This window comes from Amycolatopsis sp. NPDC047767, from assembly GCF_040704195.1.
GTDB lineage: Bacteria > Actinomycetota > Actinomycetes > Mycobacteriales > Pseudonocardiaceae > Amycolatopsis.
In genome coordinates, this window is record NZ_JBEYSJ010000042.1 from 21,981 (window position 1) to 35,453 (window position 13,473).

Annotated in this window: 14 protein-coding genes; 5 read left to right on the plus strand and 9 right to left on the minus strand. The window is 71.6% G+C overall.

Annotated elements, in window-relative coordinates; translation table 11 throughout:
* Nucleotides 1–3: 3 nt before the first annotated feature.
* Both AB0878_RS43055 and AB0878_RS43060 read left to right on the plus strand, forming a co-directional pair.
* Nucleotides 4–2,067, plus strand: coding sequence for an ABC transporter ATP-binding protein (locus tag AB0878_RS43055; RefSeq protein WP_366587864.1), 2,064 nt, complete (start codon nucleotides 4–6; stop codon nucleotides 2,065–2,067).
* Nucleotides 2,064–3,896: an ABC transporter substrate-binding protein gene (locus AB0878_RS43060; RefSeq protein WP_366587867.1), complete on the plus strand. Its 1,833-nt coding sequence runs from the start codon at nucleotides 2,064–2,066 to the stop codon at nucleotides 3,894–3,896. Before AB0878_RS43055 ends, AB0878_RS43060 begins: the two co-directional genes overlap by 4 nt.
* Before the next feature lie 69 nt (nucleotides 3,897–3,965).
* Here AB0878_RS43060 and AB0878_RS43065 read toward each other — a convergent pair whose 3' ends face one another.
* Complete coding sequence (locus tag AB0878_RS43065) at nucleotides 3,966–4,166, minus strand: hypothetical protein (RefSeq protein WP_366587869.1); 201 nt, start codon at nucleotides 4,164–4,166, stop codon at nucleotides 3,966–3,968.
* Nucleotides 4,167–4,606: 440 nt separating this feature from the next.
* Here AB0878_RS43065 and AB0878_RS43070 point away from each other — a divergent pair, with 440 nt between their 5' ends.
* Both AB0878_RS43070 and AB0878_RS43075 read left to right on the plus strand, forming a co-directional pair.
* Complete coding sequence (locus AB0878_RS43070; protein ID WP_366587871.1) at nucleotides 4,607–5,686, plus strand: MFS transporter; 1,080 nt, start codon at nucleotides 4,607–4,609, stop codon at nucleotides 5,684–5,686.
* Nucleotides 5,687–5,754: 68 nt separating this feature from the next.
* Complete coding sequence (locus tag AB0878_RS43075; RefSeq protein WP_366587874.1) at nucleotides 5,755–6,111, plus strand: YrdB family protein; 357 nt, start codon at nucleotides 5,755–5,757, stop codon at nucleotides 6,109–6,111.
* Here AB0878_RS43075 and AB0878_RS43080 read toward each other — a convergent pair.
* From AB0878_RS43080 to AB0878_RS43100, 5 genes are all read right to left on the minus strand, one after another.
* Complete coding sequence (locus AB0878_RS43080) at nucleotides 6,108–6,494, minus strand: Imm1 family immunity protein (RefSeq protein WP_366587876.1); 387 nt, start codon at nucleotides 6,492–6,494, stop codon at nucleotides 6,108–6,110. The two genes, AB0878_RS43075 and AB0878_RS43080, sit on opposite strands and share 4 nt — an antisense overlap.
* 97 nt (nucleotides 6,495–6,591) lie before the next feature.
* On the minus strand, nucleotides 6,592–7,806 hold the full coding sequence (locus AB0878_RS43085; RefSeq protein WP_366587878.1) for a DUF6596 domain-containing protein: 1,215 nt from the start codon (nucleotides 7,804–7,806) through the stop codon (nucleotides 6,592–6,594).
* A gap of 16 nt (nucleotides 7,807–7,822) precedes the next feature.
* Nucleotides 7,823–8,200: a hypothetical protein gene (locus tag AB0878_RS43090; RefSeq protein ID WP_366587880.1), complete on the minus strand. Its 378-nt coding sequence runs from the start codon at nucleotides 8,198–8,200 to the stop codon at nucleotides 7,823–7,825.
* A 74-nt stretch (nucleotides 8,201–8,274) separates the two neighbouring features.
* Nucleotides 8,275–8,748: a DUF664 domain-containing protein gene (locus AB0878_RS43095; RefSeq protein ID WP_366587882.1), complete on the minus strand. Its 474-nt coding sequence runs from the start codon at nucleotides 8,746–8,748 to the stop codon at nucleotides 8,275–8,277.
* Nucleotides 8,749–8,795: 47 nt separating this feature from the next.
* Nucleotides 8,796–9,662, minus strand: a complete 867-nt coding sequence (locus AB0878_RS43100) for an oxidoreductase (RefSeq protein ID WP_366587884.1) — start codon at nucleotides 9,660–9,662, stop codon at nucleotides 8,796–8,798.
* Between the two features lie 302 nt (nucleotides 9,663–9,964).
* Between AB0878_RS43100 and AB0878_RS43105 the strand changes: the two genes are divergently transcribed.
* Nucleotides 9,965–10,435: a nuclear transport factor 2 family protein gene (locus AB0878_RS43105; protein WP_366587887.1), complete on the plus strand. Its 471-nt coding sequence runs from the start codon at nucleotides 9,965–9,967 to the stop codon at nucleotides 10,433–10,435.
* Here the strand turns inward: AB0878_RS43105 and AB0878_RS43110 are convergent.
* Genes AB0878_RS43110 through AB0878_RS43120 form a run of 3 tightly spaced genes read right to left on the minus strand, consistent with a single transcriptional unit; the run spans nucleotide 10,407 to nucleotide 13,472 of the window.
* Nucleotides 10,407–11,399: an LLM class flavin-dependent oxidoreductase gene (locus AB0878_RS43110; RefSeq protein ID WP_366587890.1), complete on the minus strand. Its 993-nt coding sequence runs from the start codon at nucleotides 11,397–11,399 to the stop codon at nucleotides 10,407–10,409. The genes AB0878_RS43105 and AB0878_RS43110 overlap by 29 nt on opposite strands.
* Nucleotides 11,400–11,447: 48 nt before the next feature.
* Nucleotides 11,448–12,692 (minus strand): MFS transporter, encoded by a 1,245-nt coding sequence (locus AB0878_RS43115; protein WP_366587893.1) that lies wholly within the window; start codon nucleotides 12,690–12,692, stop codon nucleotides 11,448–11,450.
* Nucleotides 12,693–12,695: 3 nt separating this feature from the next.
* Nucleotides 12,696–13,472, minus strand: coding sequence for a GntR family transcriptional regulator (locus AB0878_RS43120; protein ID WP_366587896.1), 777 nt, complete (start codon nucleotides 13,470–13,472; stop codon nucleotides 12,696–12,698).
* Nucleotide 13,473: the final 1 nt, after the last annotated feature.

Consider the following 13,473-nt stretch of genomic DNA (forward strand, 5'->3'; position numbering starts at 1 on the left):
CCCATGGAACCCGTTCTGCGCCTGGAAGAACTGCACACCACCATCGACGTCCGCGACGGCGTCGTCCGCCCCGTCGACGGTGTGACGCTGGAAGTCGGCCGCGGCGAGCTGCTCGGGCTCGTCGGCGAGTCCGGCAGCGGCAAGACGATGACGGCCCTGTCGATCCTGCGGCTGCTCCCGCCCGGCGGGCGCATCGCGTCGGGCCGGATTCTGCTCGGCGACGACGACCTCGCGGCCATGACCCCCGCCGAGCTGCGTGAGGTCCGCGGCAAGCGCATCGGCACGGTGTTCCAGGACCCGATGACCTCGCTCAATCCGTCGCTGCCCATCGGGCGCCAGGTGAGCGAACCACTGGAGCTGCACTCGACGCTGTCCCGGCGCGAGCTGCACGAGCGCGCCGTCGCGATGCTCGATCTGGTGCGGCTGCCGGACGCGCGCAAACGCGCCGAGGACTACCCGCACCAGCTCTCGGGCGGCATGCGCCAGCGCGTGATGATCGCCCGCGCGCTGGTGTGCGAGCCGGAGCTGCTCATCGCCGACGAGCCGACCACCGCGCTCGACGTGACCGTGCAGCACCAGATCCTGGAGCTGATCGACGACCTGCGCCGCCGCCTGGGCATGGCCGTGATCCTCGTGACGCACGACCTCGGCGTGGTCGCGGGCCGCGCCGACCGCGTCGCCGTGATGTACGCCGGGAAGATCGCCGAGCTCACGGACACGCGCCGGCTGTTCGGCAACCCGCGCCACCCGTACACCGAGGCGTTGTTCGAGGCGCTGCCGGAGAACTCGGCCGAGTCGGGGGAGAAGCTCTACAGCATCCCCGGCCTGCCGCCCGACCTGCGCGAACCGCCGGCCGGCTGCCGCTTCGCGCCGCGTTGCCGCTACGCGACCGAGGAGTGCGTCGAGAAGGACCCGGAGCTGCGCGCCGACGTGGCCGGGCACGAGTACGCGTGTTTCCACCCGGTCGGTTCGGCGCGGGTCGAGGAACCGTCGGCCGTGGTCCGCGTGCACGAGCGGGCGGGCGCGCCGGCTTCGGAGCCGACGACGGGCGCGCCGCTGCTGGAAGTCGAGAACCTGGTGAAGGACTTCCCCGTCACCAAGGGCGCGGTGCTGCGGCGCCGCACAGGCACGGTGTCCGCCGTCGCCGGGGTGAGTTTCTCCGTGGCGGAGGGGGAGACGTTCGGGCTCGTCGGGGAGTCGGGCTGCGGCAAGACGACCGTGGGCCGGGCCGTGGTCGGGCTCGACGAACCGACGTCGGGCCACATCCGGATCGGCGGCACGGAGCTGACTTCCTTGCGTGGCGCCGAGCTGCGGCAGCGTCACCGCGACACGCACCTGGTGTTCCAGGACCCGTACGCCTCGCTCGACCCGCGCATGCGCGTCGGCGCGATCCTGGCCGAGCCGCTGGAGATCCACGGCGCCGGCACCCGGGCGCAGCGCAGCGCGCGGGTCCGCGAGCTGCTGGGCGAGGTGGGGCTGCCCGCCGACGCGGCGCAGCGGTACCCGCACGAGTTCTCCGGCGGGCAGCGCCAGCGCGTCGGGCTCGCGCGGGCCCTGGCGCTGGAGCCGAAGCTGATCGTGGCCGACGAGCCGGTGTCGGCGCTGGACGTGTCCGTGCAGGCGCAGATCCTGAACCTGATGAACGACCTGCGCGAGCGCCACGGGCTCACGTACGTGTTCATCTCCCACGACCTGTCCGTGGTGCGGTACCTGGCGCAGCGCATCGGCGTGATGTACCTGGGCAAGCTCGTGGAGGTCGGCCCCGCCGCGGAGGTGCACGGCCGTCCGCGGCACCCGTACACGCGGGGGCTGATCGACACGGTCCCGGTCGCCGATCCGTGGGCGGCCCGCCAGAGCGGCGGCGTCTCGGGCGAGCTGCCGTCCGCGATCTCGCCGCCGTCGGGCTGCCGCTTCCGCACGCGCTGCCCGTTCGCGCAGGAGATCTGCGCCGAAGAGGAGCCCGTGCTGCGGCCGTTCGGCGCCGGGCACGAGGCGGCCTGCCACTTCCCGCTCGACGCCGCTCGTGAGCACGACGCGACGAAGGTCTACCAAGGAGAGAACGGATGAGACTGCGCAAGGCACTCGTGGCGCCGGTGGTGGTGCTGGCGGCGGCCGCGCTCGCCACCGCGTGCAGCGGCGGGAGCTCGAGCTCGGGCGGCGGCACCCCGACCGAAGGCGGCACGGCCGTGTTCGCCGAATCGCCGGGCACCCAGCCGAACTGGATCTTCCCGTTCGTGGACTCGGCGCACAACAGCGGTTACGCGACCGGCGACCTGCAGCAGCTCATGTACCGCGAGCTGTACTGGTTCGGCGACGCGAACGGCGGCACCGGCGTCAACACCACCAAGAGCCTCGCCGACCCGCCGGTGTTCAGCGACAACAACACCAAGGTGGTGATCAACGTCAAGCCGTACAAGTGGTCCAACGGCGAGACGGTGAACGCCAAGGACGTGGTGTTCTGGATGAACATGATGTTCGCGGAGAAGGCCAACTGGTACGGCTACGTGCCGGGCCAGTTCCCGGACAACGTGAAGTCCGCGACGGCGACCGGGCCGCAGCAGGTGACGCTGCAGCTCACCGACTCGTACTCGCCGACGTGGTTCACCGGCCAGGAGCTCGCGCAGATCGCGCCGCTGCCGATGGCGTGGGACAAGACGTCGGACTCCGCGGCCGCGGGCAGCGGCGGCTGCGCGGACGACCGCGCGAAGTGCGACGCGGTGTACAAGTACCTGTTCACCAAGAGCAAGGACCTCTCGACCTACGCGACGGATCCGTTGTGGCAGGTCGTGGACGGGCCGTGGCACCTGACGTCGTTCGACGCCGAGGGCAACATCAGCTACGACCCGAACCCGAAGTACAGCGGGCCGGACAAGCCGCACCTGGCGCACTACAAGATGCAGCCGTTCACGAGCACCAGCGCGGAGTTCAACACGCTGCGCAGCGGCCGGACCATCTCCGTCGGCGGCGTGCAGGGTGCGGACCTGCCGCAGAAGAAGGCGAGCGAGAAGGTGCCGGCGACGAACCCGTTGCAGGCCAACTACAACCTCGTGCCCGCCGCGGCGTGGGGCTGGAGCTCGACGATCCTGAACATGGACAACCCGAAGTTCGGGGCGGTGTTCAAGCAGCTCTACGTCCGGCAGGCGTTCCAGCAGACCCTGGACCAGGTGACGGACGTGAACGTCGCCTACCGCGGCTACGCCACCGTGACCACCGGCCCGGTGCCGACCAACCCGGACAACTCCTACGTGACCGACGCCGAGCGCGGCGCGGGCCCGTACCCGTTCGACAAGGCGAAGGCGAAGGCCCTGCTGACGTCACACGGCTGGACCGTGCAGAACGGCGCCATGACCTGCACCGCACCCGGCACCGCCCCGAACCAGTGCGGCGCCGGCGTCGCGGCGGGCACGCGGCTGGAGTTCAACCTGCAGTACTCGACCGGCAACCCCGCGTACGGGCGGATCATGCAGCAGTGGAAGTCGGACGCCGCCGAGGCGGGCATCGTGTTCGACCTGAAGGGCCAGGAGTTCAACGCGCTGCTGGGCGACGTCAGCGACTGCCACGGCTCCGGCCCCGCGTGCGACTGGCAGATGGGCTACTTCGGGTACCAGCAGTACAACGCCGTGCCCACCGGTGACCAGCTGCTGCTCCCCGGCTCCACCGGCAACATCGGCAACTACGACGACCCGCAGCTGGACAAGCTCATCGAGGCCACGCTGCACAGCGACGACAAGAACGCCTTCGCCGCCTACGAGGACTACGCCACGAAGACCCTGCCGGGCCAGATCAACATGCCCCTGCGCGGCCCGATGGAGGTCGTCGCGAAGGACCTCGGCGGCGTCTCGTTCCCCGCGGTCCAGACGGCGCGCAGCCCCGAGGACTGGTACTTCACGAAGTAGGTTTTTCTTCGAGGGGCCGCCCTTTTCCGAGGGGCGGCCCCTCTTTTTTGTGCTGTTGCCCGAGGCGGATCAGTCGTCGCCCCTTCGCCCGAGCCGCAGCAGCTCGAACACGAAGATCCACGTCAGTATCCCCACCAGCACGCTCCCGCCCAGCCAGCTCCACCACGTGGCCGCCGACCACCACAGGCTCGCCACCAGGAACCCCAGCCCGGCGACGATGCCCAGGCCCGCCATCTGGACCGTGCGAATCCCGGTCCTTCGGTCGTTCATGGCGGAGAAGATTACTGAGACTCAGGGTAGAGCGACGCCGCCGAACGAAGGACACGATCTTGCGTCGCTGCTCCGTTCGAGCGCTACCCTTCGTGACCGCTGCCCGGAACTACCACCGAGGGTGGCCTTTGTCCTCTTGGCAGGCGATCTTTCGGGGCTGTGGCGGGTAATGCGGGGATCCTGGAACGCCGTCGGGAAGCCCCGGCCGAAAACCGTTCGGCGCCACCCCCCGACGCTGCTACCGTGCGCGCCATGAGCAGTCCCGAGGCGAACAGAGTGGCGCCACCGGTCGAGCGGTGGCGTTGCGGAGTTTGTGTTCCCTAGCGGCCGTGTTCTCCAGTAGCTGCCGTATTCCCCGGTAGCCGAGGCCAGACGCTCCGATCGACCGTGCCTTCTTTCACCGTCCGAACAGGACGGTCACGTCGATCTCGGGAGTGTCTGTGTTGCCGTATCTGCTCGCCCTCGCCGTGTTCGCCCAGGGGACGTCGGAGTTCATGGTGTCGGGCCTGGTGCCCGGCGTGGCGCGGGACCTGGGGGTCTCGCCGGCCGCCGCGGGGTCGCTGACGGCGGTGTTCGCCGTGGGGATGGTGGTCGGGGCGCCGGTGCTGGCGGTGGCCGGCCGGGGGTGGCCGCGGCGGAGCGCGCTGCTGGGGTACCTCGGGGTGTTCATCACGGTGCACGTGGTGGGGGCGCTGGCGCCCGGGTTCGGCATCCTGCTCGGCACGCGGCTGCTGGCCGCGCTGGCGACGGCCGGGTTTCTCGCCGTCGCGCTGACCGTGGCGGCCGATGCCGCGCCCGGCGCCGAGGGGCGGGCGACCGCCGTGGTGCTGACCGGGACGACACTGGCGTGCATCGCCGGAGTGCCGGCGGGCGCCGTGCTCGGGCAGGTGTGGGGGTGGCGCTCGGCGTTCTGGGCGGTCGCGCTGGTGTCCGTGCCCGCGTTCGCCGCCATCGCGCGGTGGGCGCCCAGGACGAAAACCGCGAGTGCACCCGTCATGGCCGAGTTCGCGGTGCTGAAGCGACCACGGGTGCTGGCCGCGCTCGGCCGGGGCGCGCTCGTCAACGGCGCCACCTTCGCCGTGTTCACCTACCTCGCCCTGCTGGCGGACTCGAACGGCGGCCGGCTGCCCGTCCTCCTCGCGTTGTTCGGCCTCGGGGCCTCCGCCGGGGTCGTGCTCGCCGGCCGGCGTCCGGCCACGCGAAAGACGCAAGTGGGGCTTGCCGTCGGCTGGCTCGCCCTCGCGTTCGGCGCGGGGAACGCGACCGTGCTGCTCGTTCTCGTCCCCGTGCAGGCACTGCTGTCGTTCGCCGTCGGGTCCACCGCCGTCGCGCAGGTGCTGCGCGCCGCGCCGGACGCGCCGGCGCTGAGGGGTGCGTTCGCCACCGCGGCGCTCAACGTCGGCGCCGCTGCCGGGCCGTGGCTCGCCGCCGGCCTCATCGGCACGGGTCACCGCGCGCCGGTGTGGCTCGCCGTCGTCCTCGCGACCGCGGCACTGGCGATCCGAGAGCAGTGCTCTTGACAACGCGAACGATAAGGGTGAACACTGCTTCCAACAGAGAGCACTGCTCTCACTTCAAGGAGGCGACCGTGATCGAGACCGTGTGGCGCTGGGGAAACCTGGGCCTGGCTTTCCTGCTGGAGCTGGCCGCGATCGTCGCGCTCGGGTACTGGGGGTTCCACACGGGGGAGTCCACCGCGGGCAGGCTGCTGCTCGGCCTGGGCGCGCCCGCCGTGGGCATCGGCCTGTGGGCCCTGTTCGCCGCGCCGACCGCGAAGCTGCACACGCCGCTGCTCTACGCGCTCACCGTCGTCGTGGTGGTCGGCGGCGCCGGCGCGGGCTTGTGGTTCTCGGGCCTGCGGACGCTCGGGCTCCTGCTACCCGCCCTGTTCGTCGCGAACCTCGCCGTGGTGAAGCTGATGCACCTCGACGCCGCGACGGCCTAGGGCAGCTTCCAGGAGACGCACTCCGGCCGGACCCGGGTCGCCGCGAACTCCGCCACCGCGCGGAGCACGAGTTCGGCCGGCACCTCGCTGCCCGCCGGCTGCGGGAAGTGGCCGCCCTGCAGGCTGAAGTAGTCGGCGGACGCGGCGCCGGCGCCGTCGGCGGGCAGGTGCGCGGCACCGTTCTCCTGCCACACCAGTGCGCCGCGGTCACCCCGCAGGCCGACGACGAGGTGGGGTGTCCCAGGGCCCTGACCGGCGTAGATCCACCAGACGACCCCCGAGGTGGCCGACGGCGGCACGGCTGCCCGCAGCGCGGCGAGCACCGTCTCGGCGGGGACGCTCGTGATGTCGTACCCCGTCCGCCGATCACCCGTGGTGGCCATGGTCCGCTCCGCTTTCCGTGAGGATCGGTGCTGATCCTACTGGGCCGCGTTGTGAGAGCGAAGTGTGGAACATCGACTCACTGTCCGAAGAGGACGGTCAGCGGTGGTCCGCCCGCAACCGCGCGGCGCGAACCGTGAGATAGCGGCGTTCCGGGGCGTTCGTGGTGCGCGCCGCGGCGGCCTCGTAACAGCCGATCGCGGCCGGGGTTTCGCCCGCGCGTTCCAGCAGGTGGGCGCGCACGGCGTCGAGCCGGTAGTGGCCGGCGAGCCGCCCGTCGAGCGTCGCGAGCAGGTCCAGACCTGTAGCCGGGCCGTGCACCATCGCCGTCGCGATCGCGCGGTTCAGCGTGACCATCGGGTTGTCCGCCGAGGTGTCGAGCCGCTCGTAGAGGGCCAGGATCCGGGGCCAGTCAGTGTCCTGCGCGCGCAACGCGATGTCGTGGCTCGCCGCGATCGCCGCCTGCAGCGCGTACTCGCCGGCTGGCCCGCCGGAAAGCGCGGCCGTGGCGAGCGAGACGCCTTCCCTGATCAGCGACCGGTCCCACCGCGTCCGGTCCTGGTCCTCCAGCGGCACCAGGTCACCGTCGGGCCCGGTCCGCGCGGGGCGGCGCGCGTCGACGAGCAGCATGAGGGCCAGCAGGCCAGTGACCTCGCCGTCTTCCGGCAGCACCCCGTGCAGCAGCCGCGCGAGCCGGATCGCCTCACCCGAGAGCTCCGTGCGGTGCAGGCTCGTCCCGGCGCTGCTGGTGTAGCCCTCGTTGAACACCAGGTAGAGCACGTGCAGCACCGATTTCAGCCGCGGTGCGCGCTCGTCGTCGGCCGGCAGCCGGAACGGCACGCCCGAAGCCTTGATCTTCCCCTTCGCCCGGCTGATCCGCTGCGCCATCGTCGCCTCGGGCACGAGGAACGCGCCGGCGATCTCCGCCGTGGTCAGGCCGCCGACGGCCCGGAGCGTGAGCGCGATGGCCGAGGCCGACGTCAAAGCGGGGTGGCAGCACAGGAACAGCAGCGTGAGCGTGTCGTCCTCGTCCGGGACCTCGGCGCCCACCGGCTCGGCGAACACCGCCAGCTCACGCCGCGCGCGGGCTTCGTCGCTGCGGTACGCGTCGGTCAGCCGCCGCGCCGCCGCCTGGATCAGCCAGCCGCGCGGGTTGCCCGGCACGCCGTCGTCCGGCCAGTGCAGCGCCGCGGCGAGCAGGGCCTCCTGCACGGCGTCCTCGGCCGCGTCGAAGTCGCCGAAGCGCCGGGCCAGCACGCCGAGGACCTGCGGCGCGAGCGTGCGCAGCAGGTCCTCGACGCTCTCGGCCGCCATCAGGCCGGAGCGCTCATCACCTGGCGGACCTCGATCGGCTGGCGGATCGGCGTGCCCCCGAGCCCGGGCGCCGCCGAGAGCCGCGCGGCGATCTCCAGAGCCCGCTCCTCCGAGTCGACGTCGATGATCCGGTACCCGCGAGCAGCTCCTTGCTCTCCGTGAAGGGCCCGTCGGTCACCACGGTCCCGCCCGCACCACCGGACACGACCTTCTTCGCCGCCTCCGGCCCGGCCAGCCCCTGCGCGTCCACCAGCTCGCCCTTGTCGGTGAGCTCCTCGTTGAGCGCCCGCTGGAACGCGATGTGCACCCGGATGTCCTCGGGCGACCACTCGCTCATCGGCGCGTCGCAGGCCTCGCCGCCCGAGTACGTCTGCATCACCATGTACTTCGTCATCGTGGGTCCTCCGCCCTTCCGGCGTGCCGCGCGTCGGCACGCTCACTGTAAGGACGGAGCCGGCGCCGTGTCCTCTACACGGTTTCGTCGCGGGGTCCGAGCACTACGTCGCGGGTGAGGTCGAGGTGGCCGCGGTGCTGGGCCAGCTCCTCGTACACGTGCAGCAGTGCGAGGCCCTGAGCCGCGCCGATCGGGGTGTCGCGGTACTTCGGCGGGACCTCGCCCTTCGGCGGCGCGGCCGGGGTGCACCCGGCGACGTCGGCGCCGAACCGCTCCCGGACCGCCCGCATCCGTTCCACCAGCGGCGCGACCGGTCCCGCCGCCTCGAACTCCGCCGCCCGGTCGCGCGCCACGTCGCGGCCCGCCACGACCTGGCCGCCCCAGAACGCCATCACCCCGAGACAGTGCGTGACGATCGCGTACGGCGAGTTCGTCCCGGCCGCCTCGGGGCGGACGTTCGCGAGCTCGTCGCCCAGCTCGGTGAGCGTGGCCGCCATCCCGTCGAGCGCGCGGTCGACGAGGTACAGGTATCCGTCCGTGGTGATCACGCCGGTGAGCCTAACCCCGCCATCGCGTCGGGGTCCACAGTGGACGTTCAGGCGCCGATGGCGTCCAGCTCCGCCACCGCTTCGGCCGGCAGCACGAGGTCGGCCGCGGAGATGTTCTCGCGCAGGTGCCCGCGCGAGGACGTGCCGGGGATCAGCACGGTCGTGGTGGAGCGCTGCAACAGCCACGCGAGCGCGACCTGCTGCGGCGACGCGTCGAGGTTCGCGGCGACCTTGGCCAGCGTCTCCGACTGCAGCGGGCTGAACCCGCCGAGCGGGAAGAACGCGGCGAACGCGATGTTCTCCTCGGCACAGCGCGCCACCAGGGCGTCGTCGGCGCGGGTGACCAGGTTGTACAGGTTCTGCACGGTGACCACGGGCGCGATGGCCTGCGCCTCGGTGAGCTGCGCGTCGGAGACGCCGCTGAGCCCGAGGTGGCGGATCAGGCCCTGCTCACGCAGCTCGGCCAGCGCGCCGAACTGTCCGCTCAGCGGGGTGTCGTCCGTGCCCTCGTGGGAGCCGACGCGCAGGTTCACCACGTCGAGCGCGTCGAGGCCGAGGTGCTGCAGGTTCTCGCGCACCTGCGCCTTGAGGTCTTCCGGCTCCAGCGACGGGTTCCACGAGCCGTCCGGGCCGCGGCGCGCCCCGACCTTCGTGACGATGTGCAGGCCGGCCGGGTAGGGGTGCAGTGCTTCCTTGATGAGCTCGTTCGTGACGACCGGGCCGTAGAAGTCGCTGGTGTCGATGTGGGTGATGCCGCGCTCGACCGCTTCGCGCAGCACCGCGATCGCCTCGTCGTGGTCCTTCGGCGGACCGAAGACGCGGGGGCCGGCCAGCTGCATGGCGCCGTAGCCCATGCGGCTGAGGGTGAGGTCGTCGGCGAGGGTGAGGGTGCCGCCGGGAACGCTGTCGGCCATGGTCGGATGCCTTTCCTGCTGGGTCTTCCGTGCTCTCCTCCACGATGCGCCGCCCGGCCGGCGGCAGGGACGGTCCCGGTTTTCCTGGGAGTGGCAGGGCCAGGTTCCCGGCCGCGGTTACCGGCGCCGGTGTCGACACGGCCGCGAGGAACCGAACACCGAAGCGAAACGCCGCCGAGTCCAGCGAAAATCAGCGGCCCATTCACCGGATCGAGGGACGCCACGGCAGCCGGAACTGTCGGTGCCGGGTCCTACCGTTCTCGACACCGGACAAACCCGGATCGAGAACAGGAACTCAGCCCATGACCGTGGAACACCTCGAAGATTTCGCCGCCCTCGAACCGTTTTTCGGTGTCGTCAAAGAAGGTCTCGCCGGCCACGTCGAAGGCGAGCACTTCTTCGACCTGCTCGCCGAAGACGTCGTCACCGAGTTCGTCGTGACGGTGCGCGGCTATCCGAGGCGGGTCGAGGGGCGCGGGGCGCTGGCCGAGCTCTATCGCGGCTACGGCGAAGCCATCGTGCTCGAAGGGGCCAGCGACCTGGCCGTGCACCACGACCGCGAGAAGTCCGTGATCACGCTCGAATACGGAGTGCACGGCCGCGTCGTCGAAACCGGCCGGCCCTACGAGAACCGCTTCGTCTCCATCGTCACCGTCGCGAACGGCAAGGTCGTGCGCTGGCGCGACTACCTCGACTCGCTCGCGGTGGTCCAGGCGCTGGGCGAAGCGGTTCCCGTAAGCGGGACTAGCCCGCGGCCAGACGCGGGCCGATGACGTCGGCGAAGGCGGCGACGTCGGCCTCCGGCAGGTCGTAGCCGCTTTCGGCCGTGTGCGAAGGGAAGAAGAACACGTGCTCCACTCCGGATTCCGACTGAGCCTGCAGCAGCCGCTCCGCGCAGTACTCCGCGGGCCCGAACAGGCCGAACGCCTCGCTGATCTCCTTGGCCTGCGCCGAGGTGAACGCGGTGGGGTCGTGGTCCTCGGGGATGTCGAGGCCGGCCGCGCGCAGCCAGCGCAGGTTGGCGGTGCTCGGGTAGTTGAGGAACGGCTTGTCCGGCCGGAAGTAGCGCCGCACCCACTCGCGCGCGGTGTCGAACGGCTCGATCGCCGTGGGCACGATGAGGATCTCCTGCACCGACTCCGGCGCGCGGCCCGCGCGCTGGGCACCCGCGCGCACGTGCGAGCGCGCCGCTTCGATGCTGTCCGGGTGCAGGCCCGCGAGCATCACCACGCCGTCGGCGACCTCGCCGGCCAGCTCCAGCATCTTCGGCCCGGCCGCGAGCACGAAGATCCCGGGTGCGGGCTTGGCGACGTTGTTCATCTTGATCTCGTGACCGTCCACAGTGGCCGTCTCGCCGGCCACGAGCTTGCGGATCGCCGTGACCGCCTCGCTCAGCTGCTCGCGCCGCCCCTGCGGCCGTCCCGCCTTCTCGACGGAGAGGAACCCCGGCGCGAGCGTGAGCAGCACGCGGCCCGGGCCGATCTCGGCCAGCGAGTTGGCGATCGCGGCGAGCACGAGCGGGTGGCGCGTGACCGTGTTGGTGGTGGCCGGGTACAGCTGCAGCTTCGACGTCGCAGCCGCGGCCAGCGTCAGGGCGGAGTAGACGTCGCGGCCCGAGTGGTGGTGGTCGTGCACGCCGACGCCGTTGAACCCGGCCTCTTCACACGACACGATGAACTTCGTCAGCTCGGGCAGCGGGCGGCCGACGGGAACCCGGATGTCGACCTTCACGGTCATGGGTGGTCCTTTCTTCCAGCGACAGGCACTCGGTCCGGTGGGAAACACTCAGTCCGGCAGGGGTTTGCCCTTGGTCTCGGGCAGGAACAGCACGGCGAGCATGCCGAGCAGGTAGATCGGGGCGAAGATCGCGGCGGCGTGGCCGAACCCGCCCACGGCCGAGGCCAGCGGGCCGATCAGCACGGCGCCGGCCATGGCCAGATAACGCGAACCGCTGAACACCACGCTGATCGCGGTCGCGCGGATCGACGTGGAGAACAGCTCCGGCGTGTGCACGGTGTACCAGCTGTACACGCCGCCGGTGAGGAACCCGGCGATCAGCTGCAGCCACGTGGCGGTCGCCGCGTCGTGCACCAGCAGGAACACGATGGGCACGATCGCCACGCACCCGGCGAAGTACACCTGGATCGAGAGCTTGCGGCCCCAGCTCTCGGCGAGGAACCCGAGCAGGATGCAGCCCACGATCTCGCCGAGGTTGTACAGGGCGCCGGCCCAGCCCGTGTAGAACGCGATGCGCTTCGGATCGTCGACGAGCCCGCCGACGAAGCTGGGCAGGAACGAGCTCACCGCCCACCAGCCGCCGGTGATCGCGATCGAAACCGCCAGCGCGCCCAGGAAATTGCGCCGCACGCCGGGCGCCAGCAGCTCGCCGATCCCGACTTTTCGCTTGCGTTGCGCCGCCCAGCGCGGGGACTCGGGGATGCTGCGGCGCACCAGCAGCACTACGACGAGCGGAATCACGCCGAACAGGTACATCCAGCGCCACGACAGCCCGAGCGTCGAGCCGAGCAGCACCCACAGGCCCGACACGAGCACGCCGCCGACGGAGAACCCGGCCTGCAGCAGGCCGGCGCCCCGGGCCCGCCACCGCTCCGGCCACACCTCCTGCAGCAGCGAGGTGCCCACGCCCCACTCGGCGCCGATCCCGAGCCCGGTCAGGAACCGCGTGAGCCCGAAGACCCACCAGTTCCCGGACAACGCCGAGCACGCCGTGAAGACGCTGTACACGGCGACGGCCACGATCATGGTCCGCCGCCGGCCCAGCCGGTCGCCGAGCACGCCGCCGACGATCCCGCCCGTGGCCCAGCCCGCGAGCGTGATGGCGACCAGGTAACCCTGGTACGTCGTGAGGTGCGGCAGCTGGTCGTGCGGCAGCAGCTCGGTGAGCGTCGGCCGCGCGGTGATCAGCAGCACGAACGTGTCGTAGCCGTCGGCGACCCAGAACACCAGGGTCAGCGCCAGCACGCCCCACGCCTTGCGGTCAAGCCGCGGCGGGTTGGCCAGTGTGGTCATCTCTCACTCATCGAGGTAGGTCCGGATCACCGAAAAACGCAGGTATTCGTCGTTGACGTGCGCGACCGTGACGGCGACGGGCTGCTCGTCGGCCCGGATGTGGGTGTGGCGCAACCGAAGCAGCGGCTGCGTCGCCGGGATGTTCAGCGCCGCGGCGACTTCCGGCGGCGGCAGCACCGGCCGCACCTGGGCGACGGAGTAGCACACCGGCGGGCCGAGGTGACGTTCCACGAACTCGAACGTCGACTGCGCGGGGTCCAGCGCCCGCGGGTCCGCGCCGAGCAGGCGGGCCGGGAAGTGGTCCACGCTGTGCACCGCCGGCTCGCCCGAAGCGGCGAAGACGCGCTCGATCCGCAGCGCCTGCTCGCCGGCCGGGATCTCCAGCGACGTCGCGACGTCCGCCTCGAGTGCCACCAGGCGCCGGTCGGCCGTGCGCACCGACGCCTCGTGACCCGCCTTGGCGAGCAGGTCCAGGAACGCGCCCGCCTCCGCGAGGTTGGCGCCGAGGCCCAGCGCGTGGCGGTTGATGAACGTGCCGTGGCCGTGCAGCCGGCGGATCCGCCCCTCCTTCTGCAGCGACTGCAGCGCCGAGCGCAGCGTGGCCCGGCTCACGCCGAGCGCGGCCGACAGCTCCGCCTCCGACGGCAGCCGCAGCCGGCCCGCCTCGCCGAGCCGCGTGATCACTTCGCGCAGCCGGTCCTTGACCTGCCGGTACGCGTCGGACGTGATCGCCGTGAGGTCGGCCGGCAGAGCCGGTTCGGGGTGGATCCGCGTGACCACG